Raw genomic sequence first — 18,528 nt, 5'->3', positions numbered from 1 at the left:
GGAATGAGGAACAGGTATGGAGGCTTTACGCTGGAACAAGCTAGTGAATAACGTGCTGGATGCAGCGGAAGAGCATCAGTTATGGGTTCCCGGGGATCGGATTGTCGTCGCAGTATCGGGCGGGCCGGACTCGGTAGCTTTTTTGCATATCATGCATGAGATCAGTATCAGGCATGTCCCGCTGGAATTGATTTGCGCCCATGTACATCATGGGTTTCGGAGTGAATCGGATCATGAAGCCGAGATGATGAAGGAACTTGCACACCGGCTTGGCATTGCCTTTGAATGGGTGAAGGCCGATGTACCTTCTTATATGAAGCTTACCGGTCAAGGTCCTCAAGAGGCTGCGCGCAACAAGCGATATGCGTTTTTGCATGAAGTGGCAGCCAAATATGATGCGGCGAGCATTGCACTGGCCCATCATGCCGATGATCAGGCAGAGACGGTGATGCTTCATTTGCTGCGCGGTAGTGGTCTTTCCGGTCTCGCGGGAATGAAGTTTAAAAGGCGAGAAAAAAATGTGGAACTTATTCGTCCATGCCTTCGTATAAACAAGACAGACCTTGTAGAAGCTTGTAATAACCAGGGTTTTCTGTATTTTAATGATGAAAGCAATTCCCTGCGTAAATATCGGCGTAATGCCATTCGCTTGGATGTGCTTCCTTTTTGGGGCAATATAATGGACAGTTGACGCCGTCTTTGAATCGACTTGCCGAAATTGTGGGTGATGAAGACGATTTCATGGAACAAGGTGCATATGACGCATACAGGTGTCTAGTGCAGGCGAACGGCGGAAGGCAAACCTTTGAGGTGCCTTCCTTTTTGAAGTTACATGTCGCTTTACAACGAAGGTTGATTAAACTAATATTGAATTATCTGCCTTTGGACAGTGATTTTGTCGACTTTACCCGTATTGAAACCATTCGCCGCAAGGTTATTCAGCCTGATGCGACGACCTGGAGCCTGGATATAGGACAGACACTCGCCTGCACCCGGGAGTATGATCTGATTTCTTTCGGCATACGGACTGACGTACAGGATCAATCTTACGAATATCGTCTTGCTCAATGGAGCGGAACTTATGAGCTTTCTCTCACGGAAATCGACCGGCATGTTCGTCTCGTTCCGATGAGTCCCGAGGACTATCATGTACCGGAATCGGCGGATCATGCCGCATTTGATGCGGATCAACTGCTTATGCCGCTGGTTGTGCGTTCACGGTTACCTGGAGATACCATGAAAGTGATGGGATTAAACGGAAGCAAAAAGGTGAAAAATATTTTCATCGATGAGAAAATTCCCCCTTCTGTCCGATCACGGGTTCCCGTGGTATGTGATGGAGCAGGCAATATCATCTGGTTACCGGGTGTTCGCCGGTCTAGTGTAGCTCCTGTCAGGGGAAATACTTCCGCAATCCTGTACATGACTGTAGGCGATTCAGCGATTCAGGGGTAGTGGTTATGGTTCAGGTAAGGCTTTCATATGTATAACTTAGGAGGTTCGCACAGTTGCAGAACGACATTCAGGAAGTATTGATCAGTGAAGAAGAAATTCAGAGTAAAATCAAGGAATTAGGCGCAACAATAAGTGCCGAATATGCAAATCGCAATCCTTTGGTCATTTGTGTGCTCAAGGGTGCGTTTATATTTATGGCTGATTTGGTTAAAAACATTACGGTACCTGTTGAGATGGATTTCATGGCAGTATCGAGTTATGGCGCTTCCACAAAATCATCTGGCGTGGTTAAAATCATTAAGGATCTGGATGAATCCGTTGAGGGACGCGAGGTTCTAATTGTAGAGGACATTATTGATAGTGGACTCACGCTCAGTTATCTGATCGAACTCTTGCAGAACCGCGGTGCTGAATCCGTCCGTGTGGTTACGCTATTTGACAAGCCTTCAGGTCGCAAAGTCGAACTTGAAGCCCATTACACCGGCTTTGACATTCCGGATGCATTCATCGTTGGCTACGGCCTCGATTATGCCGAGAAGTACCGGAACCTCCCTTACATCGGGATTCTGAAACCGGAAGTTTACAGTAACTAATGCTAAAGCTAGTTCCAAGCCCACATCTGTTGGTGGCTTCTGTTGAGAAGCCATGTCGGGCTATGTTAAAATAATTAAAGTGTCTCGAGAGGAGGTAGGGGATGAATCGGTTCATCCGGAATTCTGGTTTTTATTTGATTCTTTTTTTAGTTGTGGTGGGGATAGTCCAGTTCGTCAGCAATGGCGGCGAAGCCACCGATAATCCTAGATATGATCAGTTGCGCACGGCGATCAAGGCCAATAACGTCTCTGAATTGACGGTTCAATTCAACGGTCAGACGTACCTCGTGACCGGTCAATACAGGGAGAAGCCTGACGGAGCCAAATCAGAAAATTTCTCAACGTATATTCCTCCTACGGATGAGGCAATTAGTGAGCTTGTAGTTGCAAGCGAAACAAACAAATTCCAATATCATCAGGAACCTATGAAAGGTGACAGCATCTGGTTGACGTTGCTGACCTCCTTTATTCCTTTGATCATTATGTTCCTGCTGTTCTTCTTCCTGTTTAATCAGGCTCAAGGCGGCGGCGGTAAAGTAATGAACTTTGGTAAAAGCCGTGCCCGTCTTTATAACGAAGAGAAGAAACGGGTTACGTTTGAAGATGTTGCGGGTGCTGACGAAGAGAAACAGGAGCTTGTTGAAGTCGTAGACTTCCTCAAGGACCCTCGTAAATTCGCAGCAGTAGGTGCACGGATTCCTAAGGGCGTATTGCTTGTAGGTCCTCCGGGTACAGGTAAAACCTTGCTCGCTCGTGCTGTTGCCGGTGAAGCAGGTGTACCATTCTTCAGTATTTCCGGTTCTGACTTCGTTGAAATGTTTGTCGGTGTCGGTGCATCTCGTGTACGTGACTTGTTTGAAAATGCAAAGAAAAACGCCCCTTGTATCATCTTTATCGATGAGATTGATGCTGTAGGTCGTCAACGTGGTGCTGGTCTTGGTGGTGGTCACGACGAACGTGAACAAACACTCAACCAATTGCTCGTTGAAATGGATGGTTTCGGAGCCAATGAAGGTATTATCATCGTTGCTGCAACGAACCGTGCAGATATTCTGGACCCTGCCTTGCTTCGTCCAGGACGTTTTGACCGTCAAATTACGGTGGATCGCCCTGACGTGAGAGGCCGTGAAGCGGTTCTGAAAGTACACTCACGCAACAAGCCACTCACTAAAGATGTGAAGCTGGACATCATCGCGAAGCGTACTACAGGATTCTCCGGTGCAGATTTGGAAAATCTCTTGAATGAAGCGGCATTGCTTGCGGCACGTCGTAATCGCAGAGATATTTCCATGAAAGAAGTTGACGAGGCGATCGACCGTGTCATCGTTGGTACGGAGAAGAAAAGCCGTGTTATCAGTGACCGTGAGAAACGTATTGTTGCTTATCATGAAGCAGGCCATACCATTGTAGGTTACTTCCTGGAACATGCCGATATGGTACATAAAGTTACCATTATTCCGCGCGGACGTGCGGGTGGATATGTAATCATGTTGCCAAAGAAGATCGTATGCTTGTTACCAAGCAAGAATTGCTGGACAAAATTACTGGACTCCTTGGCGGCCGTGTTTCCGAAGAACTGTTTATCGGTGAAATCGGTACAGGTGCTTACAGTGACTTCCAACAAGCGACGGGTATCGTCCGTAGCATGGTTATGGAGTACGGTATGAGTGAGAAGCTGGGACCTATGCAGTTCGGTAGTTCGCAGGGACAGGTATTCCTGGGTCGTGATATCGGTCACGAACAGAATTACTCAGATTCCATTGCTTACGAGATCGATCAGGAAATGCAACGCTTCATCAACGAATGTTATGAGAAGTGTAAAGACTTGCTCGTTAAACATTCCAAAGAAGTGCATCTGATCGCTCAAACGTTGCTGGAAGTGGAGACATTGGAAATGGATCAGATCAAGCAATTGATCGAGACAGGTGCCCTGACTCCAAAAGATGAGAACAGCAACGATGGAGAAGGTACGCCTAGCGAAGGCGGAGAAGCGATCATCGACAACATCGGTGATGTACGCGTCCGTATCCAAGGCAAAGATGAAACGCCTGAGCCGCCAGCCGGAGATATTCCTAACGAAGCTCCGAATCTGGACAAAGGAAGCAGCAATGACCCGGATGATGGTGGAACGAAGCCAACATCTTAATGTATAACAACCATCTGTCTATAGTGACAGATGACAAAGAGAGCCCGCGGGCTCTCTTTTTTATGGATTAATTCAAATTGTAGAGATAATGATAACCGGGAGCTTTAGGGCGTACTACGTAGGAAATGGGCGGTTATGCCCTTGTTCTAGGTCGTTTTCATTTATTGACAGAGTCGTGAACGTTGTGTACATTAGGTGTTAAACCGCTTGTGATTCGTTTCTCAAGCGAAAATAACGACATGGATTTGCCATATGAAACAGCGTATGAGGCTGTCCCGATAAGGAGAGGATCACAGGTGGAAGCTCTGGCTTTAGAGCGCAAGGCTGAGATGAACCGGGAGCTGCGCGAGCGGCTGATGGAGTTGAAGAAGGAACGGAATGCCATTATTCTAGCCCATTATTATCAACGTGACGAGGTGCAGGAGGTCGCTGACTTCCGAGGGGATTCGTTCCTGTTGGCTCAGAAGGCAGCACAAACCGATGCGGATGTTATCGTTTTCTGTGGAGTTCATTTTATGGGTGAAAGCGCTAAAATTCTTGCTCCTAACAAAACGGTGATTATCCCTGACGAGCGTGCAGGCTGCCCAATGGCAGACATGGTGAACGTTGAAGGCTTACGTAAATTGAAAGCACAGCACCCGAATGCCAAAGTTGTAACGTACATCAATTCATCAGCTGAGATCAAGGCGGAGACCGACATCTGTTGTACATCGGCCAATGCTGTCAGAGTCATTCAATCTGTTGATTCCGATGAAATCATCTGGGTGCCAGATAAAAATCTGGGACATTATGTGCAACAACATACAGACAAGAAAATGATTATCTGGGAAGGTTACTGCAATACCCACGATATGCTGACGGTCAAAGACGTGGTTGAGATGAGAGCGAAGCATCCTAATGCCGAGTTCGTTGTTCACCCGGAATGTCGTCCTGAAGTTGTCGAGATGGGTGATTTCGTAGGAAGCACAACCGCCATTCTGGAATATTGTAAAAATTCGTCCGCTAAGGAATTTATCGTAGGCACCGAGGATGGTACAGGATACCAGCTGCGTCTGGATAGCCCGGATAAACAATTCCACTTTGCTACCAAGTTCCTCGTATGTCCGAACATGAAGGTTAATAACTTGAAAAAGCTGGTTAAATGTCTGGAAACGATGAAGCCGCAAATTTACGTGCCACCAGCCGTTGCAGATAAAGCCAGAGAATCACTAGAGCGCATGTTACTGGTGAAGTAGCATGCGCTACTCTTGCTCCAAGACAGGTGAACTAACATGATACCGCAATATTTAGTGGATTTTGATCTGTCCGCGCTGCCGATGGTGGAGACGGATGTGCTGGTTATTGGTTCAGGCATTGCTGGTTTGTTTACTGCGATCAAGGCGAGCGAACAACGCAGTGTATTGATGATCACGAAGAAGTCGTTACTTGAAAGTAACACCCGGTATGCGCAGGGGGGCATTGCTGCGGTTATTGCTGAGGATGATTCACCTGCCTACCATTTGCAGGATACACTTGTTGCAGGAGCGGGATTATGCCGCTCCGAAGCAGTAGAAGCATTGGTGAACGAGGGCCCGGACGGAGTGAAGGAACTGATTCGTCTGGGTACTTTGTTTGATCTGGAGAACGGCGAGTTGGCGTTGACGCAGGAGGGTGCGCACAGCCACCGCCGTATTTTGCATGCCAATGGGGATGCAACGGGATATGAGATTGTACGTGCGCTGGCTGCACAGGCGAATGAACATCCTGGGGTTGAAGTGTGGGATGAGCATTTTGTCATTGACCTGATTACAGAGCAGGGAGAATGTATAGGTGCGTTGGTTCAGAAGGCTGATGGTTCGCAAGTATTTGTGAAGGCAGAGGCAACCGTACTATGCTCTGGCGGGGCTGGGCAATTGTATCGATACACAACTAATCCGGAAGTGGCCACTGCAGATGGTGTGGCGATGGCCTATCGTGCCGGAGCGGTTGTCCGGGACATGGAGTTTATTCAGTTCCACCCGACCTCCCTTTGTTATCCAGGGGCACCACGCTTCCTGGTGTCCGAGGCTGTACGTGGCGAAGGAGCCTATTTGCGTAATGTGAAAGGCGAGCGCTTCATGGAACGGTATCATGCACAGCTTGAACTGGCACCCCGTGATATCGTAGCCCGGGCTATCGTCAGTGAAATGGAATCGACGAACAGTACATTTGTATATCTGGATATCACTCATGAGCCGGCAGAGATGATTAAACATCGGTTTCCTACCATCTATGAGACTTGCATGCGTTATGGGCTGGATATGACAACAGACTGGATTCCAGTCGCTCCTGCTGCACATTACATGATGGGCGGAGTGAAGACGGATCTTAGCGGAGAGAGCAGTATCGGCAGGTTATTTGCCTGCGGGGAAGTATCTTCTACAGGAGTACATGGAGCTAATCGACTGGCGAGTAACTCTCTGTCCGAAGCGATCGTATTTGGACGGAGAATCGTTGATCGTATTCAATCCTTGCCTCCGCTTGCTCCTATACAGACAACGATTCCCGCATCAACAAGCTTTCGTAGGGGAAGACAGGGAGAGCAGAAACCGGTGTCCGAAAGACGCCTGCGTCTGCAAAAAATGATGGTGCGTCAGGTGGGACTGCGCCGCAATGGCGCAAACCTGCAAGGAGCAATGGAGAAACTGCAACAGGAATTGCAATTTTTTGATCAGAAGTTTACTCACAAAGAAGAGATGGAATATGCCAACCTGTTGACCTGTGCCTGGTTGGTTACCACGGGAGCATTACACCGTGAGGAAAGTCGGGGAGCCCACTACCGTGAGGATTTCCCGCAGCGTGACGATGCCGTATGGCAGAAGCATAGTCTGCAGCAGCGAGAACAAGCGATTGTGGAGGAATTGATGTCATGATACTGAACGGATATAATGAAGGACTCATCGAATCAATCAAAAACTGGCTTCGTGAGGATGTCGGGGCAGGGGATGTTACCACAAGTGTGACGATTCCCGCTGGCAGTCAGTCCAAAGCTGTTATACATGCCAAAGACAATGGGACCATTGCAGGAATTACGGTAGCAGAACTTGTGTTTCAGGTAGTGGATCCCAGCCTTGTGTTCACACCGATGGTAAAAGACGGTGATACAGTTACGCATGGTACGATTTTGGCTGAGGTAGAAGGCAGCACACATAGCTTGCTTACAGGAGAGCGCTTGGCTCTTAACCTGCTGCAGCGCATGTCGGGTGTCGCTACCCGCACACGTACTTATGTGGATGCGTTGGAAGGCCTTTCTACACGACTGGTCGACACTCGTAAAACAACACCGGGACACCGCTTGCTTGAAAAATATGCAGTGCGGGTTGGTGGCGGAGCAAATCATCGATTCGGCCTCTATGATGCGGTCATGATTAAAGATAACCACATTAAGGGTGCAGGCGGGATTACCGAAGCAGTACAGCGTGCGCGAGCCGTCATTCCACATACGATGACCATTGAAGTGGAGACCGAAAACCTGGAACAGGTCAGAGAAGCCTTGCAGGCTGGAGCAGATATCATTATGCTGGATAACATGCACCCGGATCGGATGCGTGAGGCTGTTGCTCTTATTCGTGAGCAGGCTCCGCATGTGAAGGTTGAGGCATCAGGCAACGTCTCGCTAAATACCATTCGTGGTATTGCTGAGAGCGGAGTGGATGTAATTTCAGTTGGCAGGTTAACCTACTCTTTTGAGAGCCTGGATATCAGCCTGGATTTAAACGAAAAGAAAGAGGGGTGAACCTCTTTGATTCTTGTGGTAGACGTGGGCAACAGCAACATCGTACTCGGCGTGTATCAGGGCCGGGAGTTGCTCCACCATTTTCGCCTGAGCACATCCCGTCAGTCGACAGTGGATGAATACGGCGTATTGATTTATAATTTATTTCATATGTCGGGTATTTCAACACGCGACATTGAAGGTGTGATCATCTCATCCGTGGTTCCGCCACTGGTGAATGTGATTGAAGCCATGTGTGAGAAATACGTAGGCAAAAAACCGTTACTGGTTGGGCCTGGTATAAGAACCGGCCTGAACCTGCGGTATGAGAATCCGCGTGAAGTTGGCGCGGATCGCATTGTTAATGCAGTAGCAGCCGTTGAGAAGTATGGTGGCCCTCTCGTTGTGGTCGATTTCGGTACAGCGACTACATTTGACTGTATTGACGAGAAAGGAAATTATCTGGGCGGGGCTATCGTACCCGGCATCCATATCGCAACCGAAGCGCTCTATGAACGAGCATCCAAACTGCCTCGCATTGAACTGGAGAAGCCCAAGAAAGTTATTGGTCGCAACACCATTCATGCCATGCAGGCCGGCATTATTTATGGTTATGCAGGTCAGGTGGACGGCATTGTGGAGCGTATTCGCGAGGAAATGGGAGCCAAACCCAGAGTCATTGCAACCGGAGGCCTTGCCAAGCTGATTGCAGAAGAAACACGCAGCATCGATGAAGTGGATCCGCTGCTTACGCTTGAAGGGCTGCGTATCGTTTATGAGCGGAACCGGGAAAGGTAAGAACAGAGACGGCAAACAGCGGGCTGGGGTTACAGTCGTATATGTTATGCCGTTTTTTCTATAACTGGCAATTACGCCAAAGGAGGCTGAATGACTTGGAAAACAACAACAAGCAAGACCGGTTAATTCGCGGTACAGCAATGAATGGACGAGTTAGAGCCTTTGCTGTGCAGACGACGGAACTGGTTGAGGAACTGCGCAGAAGACATGATACGTTTCCCACGGCTACAGCTGCTATGGGGCGTACGGTTACAGCAGCAGCCATTATGGGTGCTATGCTTAAGGGAGAAGAGAAGCTGACTATTCAGGTCAAAGGCGATGGTCCTATTGGACAGGTTGTTGCCGATGCTAATGCGAAGGGTGAAGTACGTGGCTATGTAAGCAATCCGCATGTCCATCTGCCGAGCAATAGTATGGGCAAACTGGACGTTGCTGGCGCGGTCGGAACAGAAGGATTCGTGAACGTAACCAAAGATCTGGGGCTGAAAGAGCCTTATCGCGGCAGTGTACCGATTATTTCGGGAGAACTTGGTGAAGACTTTACGTACTATTTTGCCAAATCGGAGCAGACTCCTTCTGCCGTAGGTGTTGGCGTACTGGTGGATACCGACAATTCGGTGAAAGTAGCCGGTGGATTCATTGTTCAGCTGCTGCCAGGTTTGATGGATGATGAGATTACCGTGATTGAAAAGGCCATCGGTACGATGCCGCAGGTAACATCGCTGCTGGATGAGGGTCATGGACTTGAAGAGTTACTTCGCCGCGTACTGCCGGATGTACAGATCATGGACGAAATGGATATTCATTTCCACTGTGAGTGTTCACGTGAGCGGGTAGAGAAAACGTTGATCAGTCTGGGTCAATCGGAAATGGAACAATTGATTGAGGAAGAAGGCCAGGCTGAAGTGGTCTGCCAATTCTGTAACGAAGCTTACGATTTTAACAAGGAACAACTTGAGACCATTCTAGAGCAAGCCAAGAACTGATTCTATGCGGGGACGGGACGCGGAATGACAAGACAGGAAAAAGGGTTATGGACGGCTGTAATTGTCTTGACGCTTGGAATGCTGGTGATGGGTTCGGTTATGATTGTGCAAGGGTTGCGGACTGGACGTGATGGGGCAGATTCCCCTCAGGATGCCAATCAGGAAGATGGAAGTGCTGTAGCAACAATTAATGGCGAGGTCATCACGGACAAGGAATGGACTGAAGCCTTGAAACGGCGTTATGGCAGTGAATTGCTGCTCCAGATGCTAAACCGCAAAGCTGTCTATGCAGAAGCGGTGGACCGTAATCTGACGGTAAGTCCCAAGGAAATTGCGAAAGAAATTGCTGTGGCTATGGATGGATATGACTCGGAGAAGGCTTATTTTGACGAAATGCAGTCCCAGCTCGGTTTACCCAGGCAGGATCTTGAGTTGGAAGCGGGATACCGACTTCTGCTTGAGAAAATTGCCACAAGCGGTATCCAGATCAAGGATGCAGATATCGAGCGTTATTGGAACGAACACCATGAAGACTATGTTTCACCGGAGAAATACGATCTGTCTATCATTGTGTTGAAGGAAGAGGAACAAGCAGAATCGGTACTGGATGAGCTCGACAAGGGAGCAGACTTTGAAGAAACTGCACGCAGTGAATCGACGGACAGCTATTCTAGCGATGCGGGCGGGCGGCTGGGCTGGATTGAGCAGAATGATCCGTTCCAGTCCGAAGAAATTCTCAAACTTGCCGCTCAACTGGACGTTGGCGATATTGCAGGACCAGTGAAGGTAGAAGAGGGCTACGCCATCATTAGAGTGAACGACAAACAAGAGCGTCAGGTGCAACCCGCAGAAGAGGTCCGCGAAGAGATTCGGATGCAGCTGGCTCTGAGCCAGGCTGATCCGCTGCCCCAGGTGGAGGAAAGGCTGCGCAACAAGTATGAAGCTGTCGTCATCGCTGAGATTCCGGCATCCTGAATCCTGCAAGCACACATATTGCTGCATCGTGATAAAAATACTCTGTCTACGGCCTTAGGGCCCAGGGCAGAGTATTTTTTTGAGTACTCATATTGACAATAGGGTATAACGTTGATAAGATAAAAATAATCAAATACCTACTCGTTTACTCGGAATAAAACGATTTATATGAACAAAGAAATCTTCGGAAACCTCAGGCCCTGTCCGGTTTGTTGTAGACGGAATGGACCCATTAAGGGATTTCCGTAGTTCTTTTATAACATCTAGAGGCTGCTCGGCCGCACATGTATATGGCAACAGGACTTAAGTAATATTCATCCCACTAAGGAGGGCATTCATATGGCTAAAGTAGTTAATAACGTAACAGAACTTATCGGAGGTACTCCGCTTGTTCGTCTGAACCGTATTGTACCTGAAGGCAGTGCTGAAGTGTTCGTGAAATTGGAATACCAGAATCCAGGTTCAAGCGTAAAAGACCGTATCGCGATTAGCATCGTGGAAGAAGCGGAAAAAGAAGGCAAGCTGAAACCAGGTGATACCATCATCGAAGCAACAAGTGGTAACACCGGAATCGGACTGGCTATGGTGGCTGCAGCCAAAGGCTACAAGTCTGTTATTGTTATGCCGGAAACGATGAGCATGGAGCGTCGTAACCTGCTTCGCGCCTACGGAGCTGAGCTTGTGCTCACACCGGGAGCCGAAGGTATGAATGGTGCAGTTAAAAAAGCAGAGGAATTGCTTAAGGAAAATCCATCCTATTTCATGGCTGAGCAATTTAAAAATAAAGCCAACGTGAAAATTCACCGTGAAACGACTGGCCCTGAGATTGTTGAAGCAATTCAATCTGTAGGCGGTACGTTGGATGCTTTCATCGCAGGAATCGGTACAGGCGGAACGATTACAGGTACAGGTGAAGTGTTGAAAGAAGCCTTCCCTGAGATTAAAATTGTTGCCGTTGAACCAGCAGCTTCCCCAATCTTGGCAGGCGGTAAACCAGGTCCTCACAAAATCCAGGGGATTGGTGCCAACTTTATCCCTGAGATTCTGGATCAGGAAATCTATGACGAAATCATTCACATTGAAAATGATGATGCATTCGAGACTGCTCGTCAGGTAGCGAAGGAAGAGGGTATCCTGTCCGGTATTTCTTCCGGTGCAGCCATTCGTGCAGGTCTGCAAGTGGCTAAACAGCTGGGTGCAGGCAAACGTGTTGTGGTAATCGTACCAAGTAACGGCGAACGTTACCTGAGCACACCACTTTACAACTTCGAATCTTAAGATTAACAAGAGATGAAACAAATCCTCCTTGCCCGCATGCCGGGTGTGGAGGATTTTTTGCTGAATGCTTTTAAAAGCAGCGGTGCTTTAGTATACTATCAGACAATAGAACTAGCGACAGATGGAGGCGGCAAACCGCAATGACACACCTGATGACAACATACGCCGACTGGACCGAATGGGCAGGACAAGGCTGGACCATGATGCCTTACATGATCAAGTCGGATAAGGGGCCGTATCATGGCGGTTTACCGTTAACGTGGGAAGGGGCCTGGCAGCAGGCATCCCCTTATGCAATGGTGCTGGAGAACGGCAAGGGGGGCAGGTACACCTTCCTTGGATTACACCCTGTATCCGTTATTTCCGGCAAAGGAAATGAAGCTGTTATTCACGATCTGAAAGAGGGATCCACGTCGACAGACAACGGTAAGCCTCTTGAAGTATTAAAAAGATGGGCTGCGCCATACAGCGCACCAAAGGTGAGCGGGGCTCCAGATTTTGGCGGTGGTTGTGCAGGGTATCTAAGTTATGACGTAGCCAGATCCCTCGAGAAGCTGCCGACCTTGGCTGAAGATAATCCGGCTCTTCCAGATTATTGGTGGATGCGTTTTGAAGAAGTGTGGGCATATGATCATGAGCAGCAGGCCTTGTTCTGTATGGTGCACATGCCTGTGCAGCCAAATCAGACGGAGGCCGATCTACGCAGACTTTACACGGAAGCAGAAGAGCGAGCAGCAGCCATGCAGCAGCGCTGGCTGCATATTCTGGGATTTGCGCAGGCAGAAGATCAACAGCAGGCACTGGAGCATCGCAACAGTCAGATCCATCGTACTCCACAGACAGTAGACTCGGAGCGGGAAACCGAAGGGTGGCATACTTCTTTTCCGCAAGAAGATTTCGAGCAGGCAGTACGCACCGTGCAGGAGTATATCCGGCAAGGGGATGTCTTTCAGGTGAACTTGTCCCTGCGGCAGGAGAAGCTTCTGAAGTCCAGTCCCGAACACATCTATGAGTGGCTTCGACTTGTGAACCCATCTCCCTACATGGGAATGCTGCGGAGTCCTGAATTCCAATTGGTGAGCGGTTCGCCCGAGTTGCTCGTCAAAGTCGATCATGGCAAGGTGAGCGCACGTCCGATCGCAGGCACACGGAGAAGAGGGCGTGATGAAGCGGAGGATGAGTTGATGGCCGCTGAGATGCTGAACAGTGAGAAGGAGCGGGCAGAGCATATTATGCTGGTCGATCTGGAGCGGAATGATATCGGACGAATTGCAGCCTATGGATCGGTCCATGTGCCGGAACTGATGACAATCGAGAAGTATTCACATGTCATGCATCTGGTGTCTCAGGTGGAGGGAACGCTGGCCGACGGACTATCTGTATTTGATGTGATTGCAGCGACATTCCCCGGTGGAACAATTACGGGTGCCCCCAAAGTTCGAACCATGGAAATCATTGAAGAACTGGAGCCTGTGCGCCGCGGACCGTATACAGGTTCGATCGGGTGGATGGATTACTGTGGGAACATGGAGCTGAACATCGTCATTCGCACGCTTTCCATTAAGGACGGTATGGGGTATGTACAGGCAGGAGCAGGCATTGTTATTGATTCTGATCCATATCGGGAATACAGGGAGTGCCGCAACAAGGCAAGGGCCATGATGAGAGCTGTGAATTACAGTGAGGAAGCTGAAGCTGTTAAAATAAAATAATTAAGCAACCGTTCCCTGTGTGGACGGAAGAATAGGAGGAGCAAAGATATGATACTGGTTATCGACAATTATGATTCCTTCACATACAACCTGGTTCAATATCTGGGTGAACTGGGGGAGACGGTGGAAGTTCGCCGCAATGATGAGATTGATCTGGCAGGCATTGAGGCATTGGCGCCTGATCATATTTTGATCTCACCCGGTCCTTGTACGCCGAATGAGGCAGGCATCAGTCTGGCGGTCATTGATCATTTCAAGGGCAGTATTCCGATCTTTGGCGTTTGTCTGGGACATCAGGCGATTGGACAGGCATTCGGAGGCAATGTTATTCGTGCGGACCGCATGATGCATGGCAAGACATCCGAAATGCATCATAACGGAACATCCGTATTCACCGGATTGCCATCTCCCTTCACGGCAACGCGTTATCACTCTCTGATTGTAGAGCGCAGCAGTCTGCCAGACTGTCTGGAGATTACAGCCGAGACGGCGGAAGGCGAGATTATGGGCTTGCGTCACAAGGAATATGCGATTGAAGGTGTTCAGTTCCATCCAGAATCCATCATTACGGATCACGGTCATCAAATGCTGCGTAACTTCCTGTCTCAGCAGGTAAAGGTATAGAGATGAAATATGCCGCGATAAACGGAGAATTGGTCAATATGGCGGCAGCCGTGGTTCCGGTGACGGATCACGGCTTTTTGTACGGACTCGGATTGTTTGAGACGTTTCGGACGTATCAGGGAGTTCCTTTTCTGCTGGAACGTCATTTGGAGCGGATGGCTTCAGGGTGCCGTGAATTGGGCATTCCTTTCACAGCAACAGCAGCGGAGGTAACGGACTGGATTAGTGACCTGTTGCTTGCTAACGAACTCCAGGATGCTTATGTCCGCTATACAGTATCTGCGGGTGAAGCCCCGCTGGGACTACCTTTGGGGGATTATGTAAAACCCAATCATATCGTATTAGCAAAAGCACTACCTGAACCCTCCCCATCCCTATACGAAAATGGAAAAATGCTTCAACGTCTGTTGACGCCTCGTAACACGCCTGAAGGAGAAGTGCGGTTCAAATCGCTGCATTACATGAACAGTATTATGGCAAAACGTGAACTGAACGGATACGGACAGCATGTGCAAAATGCGGAAGGGCTGCAATTAACCCGAGATGGCCATGTAGCTGAGGGGATTGTCAGCAACGTGTTCTGGGTGAGACAGGGCGTACTCTACACGCCAGCACTTGCGACTGGCATTTTGCCGGGAATCACCAGAGCCGTTGTACTAGAGCTTGCAGCTCAGCAAGGAATGCTTTGCCAGGAAGGCTTGTTCCCTTGGGGGAACTGCTGCAGGCAGATGAAATCTTTTTGACAGGATCTGTTGCTGAACTCGTTCCGGTTACAACGTTGCGGGATCAGGATGGTACAGAAACGGTAATCAGCAGCGGACATATAGGCCCGGTTACAGAAGCGCTTCTGGGTATGTACCGGCAGAAAGCGGGGTATACTTCATGACACTTACACCAGTCATCTATGAACGGAACTATGCGTGGGGACCAGCAGAGCTGAAACTTGGTACACGGACACTTATTATGGGCATTCTGAATGTCACACCGGACTCCTTCTCGGATGGAGGACGTTATACCAATGTGGAGCGAGCGGTAACTCACGCCATACAGATGATGGAGGACGGAGCGGATCTCATTGATATCGGAGGAGAGTCCACGCGTCCAGGCTCAGAGGTCGTTGGCGCCGAAGAAGAGCTCAGTCGGATCATACCGGTCATCGAAGCGTTGCGGGAGCAGGCTCCACATATCCCAATATCGGTAGACACCTATAAAGCAGAAGTAGCTCGTCAGGCCGTTCAGGCTGGAGCGCACATCATCAATGATGTGTGGGGTGCCAAGGCTGACCCTAAGATGGCACGCACTGCGGCAGAACTGGGATGCCCTTTGATCCTGATGCACAATCGGCAAGAACGAGACTATACGAATTATTTGAATGATGTGGTCGGCGATCTTCAGGAGAGTGTACAGATTGCGCTGGAGGCTGGAGTACATCCCGACCAGATTATTTTGGACCCGGGCATTGGATTTGTGAAAGATCTGAACGAAAATCTAACGCTCATGTCATCGCTTGGGTTGCTCAATGAGATGGGGTATCCCGTTCTGCTGGCAACCTCGCGTAAAAGGTTCATTCAGAACACCTTACAAGTGCAGGCGAATGATGCGCTGGAAGGTACAGCTGCTACGGTTGCCTTTGGCATAGCGCAAGGCTGCCAGATGGTTCGGGTTCATGATGTGAAGCCGATGCGGCGCACAGTGGACATGTGTGATGCCATGCTGTATGCATCTCCAGGCTTGCGGAGGAAATGATGCTGAAGGGTCCGGTGACCCGTCCAGTAGAAGCGCAGCGTTTTGCAATGGAAACGAATATCCAACCATGATTTCATTATATATAGAGGGCAGGCGGAACTTATGGATCGAATGGTATTGCATCGAATGGAGTATTACGGATATCACGGCGTATTTGCCGAGGAACGGAAGCTGGGGCGCGTTATTATATTGATCTGGAGATCGATATGGATCTGGGTGAGGCTGGGCGTAACGATGATTTGACCAAAACCATCAATTATGCAGAAATCCATGAGCTGGTGAAACAGATCGTTGAACATAAATCATTCCAGTTAATTGAAGCTTTGGGCGAACATATTGCATCTTCTTTACTAGACACTTATACTATTATCAATGCATTGACAGTCAAGGTGACGAAGCCGCATCCGCCGTTCGATATTCATTTTGGGGGCGTAACTGTAGAGCTTCGCCGCACAAGAAAGTGAGAACCGATCATGATTGCACATTCGACCTCTGAATCTTCAGAGGCTTATATTGCTTTAGGGGCTAATTTGGGTGACCGGGAACAGACGCTGCTTGAGGCGTTAACGTTGCTGGATGCACATCCTCATATATCCGTCCTGCGCTGTTCTGCGCTGTATGAGACGGAACCGGTAGGTTATGTGGACCAGCCAGCATTTCTGAATATGGCAACAGCGGTACAGACTACACTTTTGCCGGAGCAGCTGCTCACGGAACTGCTGGATATTGAAACACGGCTTGGACGGGTTCGTGATATCCGTTGGGGCCCTCGTACAGTCGATTTGGATCTGCTTTGGATGGATGGAGAGACGAGTGATACCGAACGGCTGCAATTGCCGCATCCACGGATGGGTGAACGGGCATTTGTATTGGTGCCGCTGGCTGACATCGTAACCGAAGATGAGCATTCAGGTTTGTATACCTTTGTACAATCATCGTTGTCTGTACTGGATGGAAAGGATGGAATACAGCTTTGGAAAACGTGCAATTGGCCAATCGAATCCGGGCTTTCCGGAAGCTGAAAGGTTTAACACAACAGGAGCTTGCTGCCGAGACGGGCATATCGCTGGCCATTCTGGGTATGATTGAGCGAGGCAACCGTAAAGTAGCAGAACGGGAGCTCAATCTTATTGCAGGGGTACTGTCTATTAGCATTGAGGAATTACAGGGAAGCTAGCGCCGTTTTTTATTAACAAGAAAACATTGTCATCATTCGTTGATTTTATACTTTATACAGCAAGAAGCATTAAAAAGCTAAACACAACCAGGATTCATGCAAAAGTCAGATTTAAAAAGGAGTGGAACGACTACCGTGCTTAAAATTGGTGACATTGAAATGAAAAACCAGGTCGTACTTGCGCCGATGGCTGGCGTGTGTAATCCGGCTTTTCGTCTAATTGCAAAAGAATTCGGAACAGGCCTCGTATGTGCGGAGATGGTGAGTGGAAAAGCCATCGTGCATGGTAACAAGCGGACACGTGAGATGTTGTTTGTAGATGAGCGGGAGAAACCGCTGAGCCTGCAAATTTGGGGGGAGATCGTGAAGCCCTCGTAGAAGCAGCCAAAATTGTGGACAAAGAAACCAATGCTGACATCATTGACATCAACATGGGATGCCCAGTGCCAAAAGTGACGAGCTGTGATGCAGGTGCACGGTGGTTGCTTGATCCGAACAAAATTTATGAGATGGTATCGGCTGTAGTGGACGCGGTAGATAAGCCCGTTACAGTCAAGATGCGGATCGGCTGGGATAACGAGCATATCTACGTGGTTGAGAATGCACTTGCGGTTGAACGCGCTGGCGGACAGGCGGTAAGTGTGCACGGCCGTACACGTGAGCAGCTCTACACAGGTACAGCGGACTGGTCGCACATCAAAAATGTCAAAGAGGCTGTCTCCATCCCGGTTATCGGGAACGGAGATGTATCTTCACCGGAAGATGCCCGTCGTATGCTGGATGAAACGGGTTGTGACGGAGTTATGATCGGTCGTGCCGCTCTGGGTAACCCATGGATGCTGTATCGCACCATTCAATACTTGAATTCCGGCGAATTGCTTCCTGACCCGAATGGGAAGAGAAGATTCGCGTTGCCATTTTGCATATGGACCGCCTGATTGCATTGAAGGGTGAGGCTGTTGCTGTGCGCGAGATGCGTAAACACCTGGCTTGGTATCTGAAAGGTCTGAAAGGATCTGCGCGCATCAAGGACGTTATTATGGAAGAAACCAAACGTGATGAGATGGTGCACATTCTGGAGAACTTTGTAGGTCAGCTGCATATGGAAGGGAATCTGGAGTCAGAACCGGCAGTAGCTGAAAATGCATCCTGATCTTCTGCTGTAAAACGTTTACAGCCGTAGGGGGTGTAACATTGACTTTTCGAGACCGTTACCCTATAATTTCACAGTATAAATTCGCCATGTGCGTCATAAGGCTAGTGCATCAGGAGGAACGTTCTGTTTCTCCGGAGAACTTCATATAG

At 49.0% G+C, this 18,528-nt stretch carries 14 protein-coding genes and 5 pseudogenes; all 19 read left to right on the top strand.

Features of this window, described 5'->3' with window-relative positions:
• Window positions 1-16 precede the first annotated feature (16 nt).
• The 19 genes and pseudogenes from tilS (at window position 17) to dusB (ending at window position 18,376) form a co-directional block, all read left to right on the top strand.
• A pseudogene (gene tilS / locus ACTWJ7_RS01835) lies at window positions 17-1,455 on the top strand (tRNA lysidine(34) synthetase TilS).
• Between the two features lie 53 nt (window positions 1,456-1,508).
• Window positions 1,509-2,048, top strand: coding sequence for a hypoxanthine phosphoribosyltransferase (gene hpt, locus ACTWJ7_RS01830; protein WP_024633729.1), 540 nt, complete (start codon window positions 1,509-1,511; stop codon window positions 2,046-2,048).
• Between the two features lie 101 nt (window positions 2,049-2,149).
• Window positions 2,150-4,194, top strand: a pseudogene (gene ftsH / locus ACTWJ7_RS01825) (ATP-dependent zinc metalloprotease FtsH).
• A gap of 296 nt (window positions 4,195-4,490) precedes the next feature.
• A complete protein-coding gene (nadA, locus tag ACTWJ7_RS01820; protein ID WP_024633731.1) occupies window positions 4,491-5,429 on the top strand; it encodes a quinolinate synthase NadA in 939 nt (312 codons plus the stop codon).
• A gap of 36 nt (window positions 5,430-5,465) precedes the next feature.
• Window positions 5,466-7,085, top strand: coding sequence for an L-aspartate oxidase (nadB, locus tag ACTWJ7_RS01815; RefSeq protein WP_079347460.1), 1,620 nt, complete (start codon window positions 5,466-5,468; stop codon window positions 7,083-7,085).
• On the top strand, window positions 7,082-7,948 hold the full coding sequence (nadC, locus tag ACTWJ7_RS01810) for a carboxylating nicotinate-nucleotide diphosphorylase (protein WP_079347462.1): 867 nt from the start codon (window positions 7,082-7,084) through the stop codon (window positions 7,946-7,948). Before nadB ends, nadC begins: the two co-directional genes overlap by 4 nt.
• Window positions 7,949-7,954: 6 nt before the next feature.
• Complete coding sequence (locus tag ACTWJ7_RS01805; RefSeq protein WP_024633734.1) at window positions 7,955-8,725, top strand: type III pantothenate kinase; 771 nt, start codon at window positions 7,955-7,957, stop codon at window positions 8,723-8,725.
• Between the two features lie 95 nt (window positions 8,726-8,820).
• Complete coding sequence (gene hslO / locus ACTWJ7_RS01800; RefSeq protein WP_301882507.1) at window positions 8,821-9,711, top strand: Hsp33 family molecular chaperone HslO; 891 nt, start codon at window positions 8,821-8,823, stop codon at window positions 9,709-9,711.
• Window positions 9,712-9,735: 24 nt separating this feature from the next.
• Window positions 9,736-10,686, top strand: coding sequence for a peptidyl-prolyl cis-trans isomerase (locus ACTWJ7_RS01795; protein ID WP_301882506.1), 951 nt, complete (start codon window positions 9,736-9,738; stop codon window positions 10,684-10,686).
• Window positions 10,687-11,025: 339 nt separating this feature from the next.
• Window positions 11,026-11,964, top strand: a complete 939-nt coding sequence (cysK, locus tag ACTWJ7_RS01790; protein ID WP_024633737.1) for a cysteine synthase A — start codon at window positions 11,026-11,028, stop codon at window positions 11,962-11,964.
• Window positions 11,965-11,976: 12 nt separating this feature from the next.
• Window positions 11,977-12,108 carry a hypothetical protein gene (locus tag ACTWJ7_RS01785; RefSeq protein WP_256984815.1) on the top strand — a complete coding sequence of 44 codons (132 nt, stop codon included), beginning with the start codon at window positions 11,977-11,979 and terminating at the stop codon, window positions 12,106-12,108.
• Window positions 12,105-13,676 (top strand): anthranilate synthase component I family protein, encoded by a 1,572-nt coding sequence (locus ACTWJ7_RS01780; protein WP_079347469.1) that lies wholly within the window; start codon window positions 12,105-12,107, stop codon window positions 13,674-13,676. The genes ACTWJ7_RS01785 and ACTWJ7_RS01780 overlap by 4 nt, the downstream gene beginning before the upstream one ends.
• Before the next feature lie 48 nt (window positions 13,677-13,724).
• On the top strand, window positions 13,725-14,300 hold the full coding sequence (pabA, locus tag ACTWJ7_RS01775; protein WP_079347471.1) for an aminodeoxychorismate/anthranilate synthase component II: 576 nt from the start codon (window positions 13,725-13,727) through the stop codon (window positions 14,298-14,300).
• Between the two features lie 2 nt (window positions 14,301-14,302).
• A pseudogene (locus tag ACTWJ7_RS01770) lies at window positions 14,303-15,186 on the top strand (aminotransferase class IV).
• Window positions 15,183-16,046 carry a dihydropteroate synthase gene (gene folP, locus ACTWJ7_RS01765; RefSeq protein ID WP_079347475.1) on the top strand — a complete coding sequence of 288 codons (864 nt, stop codon included), beginning with the start codon at window positions 15,183-15,185 and terminating at the stop codon, window positions 16,044-16,046. The pseudogene ACTWJ7_RS01770 and the gene folP overlap by 4 nt, the downstream one beginning before the upstream one ends.
• 102 nt (window positions 16,047-16,148) lie before the next feature.
• Window positions 16,149-16,510, top strand: a pseudogene (gene folB, locus ACTWJ7_RS01760) (dihydroneopterin aldolase).
• A gap of 9 nt (window positions 16,511-16,519) precedes the next feature.
• Window positions 16,520-17,068: a 2-amino-4-hydroxy-6-hydroxymethyldihydropteridine diphosphokinase gene (folK, locus tag ACTWJ7_RS01755; protein WP_024633743.1), complete on the top strand. Its 549-nt coding sequence runs from the start codon at window positions 16,520-16,522 to the stop codon at window positions 17,066-17,068.
• Window positions 17,020-17,223, top strand: a complete 204-nt coding sequence (locus ACTWJ7_RS01750; RefSeq protein ID WP_029881414.1) for a helix-turn-helix domain-containing protein — start codon at window positions 17,020-17,022, stop codon at window positions 17,221-17,223. The genes folK and ACTWJ7_RS01750 overlap by 49 nt, the downstream gene beginning before the upstream one ends.
• A 135-nt stretch (window positions 17,224-17,358) precedes the next feature.
• Window positions 17,359-18,376: pseudogene (dusB, locus tag ACTWJ7_RS01745) on the top strand (tRNA dihydrouridine synthase DusB).
• Window positions 18,377-18,528 lie beyond the last annotated feature (152 nt).

Source organism: Paenibacillus sp. 1A_MP2, assembly GCF_052244825.1.
Lineage (GTDB): Bacteria > Bacillota > Bacilli > Paenibacillales > Paenibacillaceae > Paenibacillus > Paenibacillus vandeheii.
The sequence above is the reverse complement of the archived record's forward strand: the minus strand, read 5'-3'. Positions and strand labels throughout refer to the sequence as shown.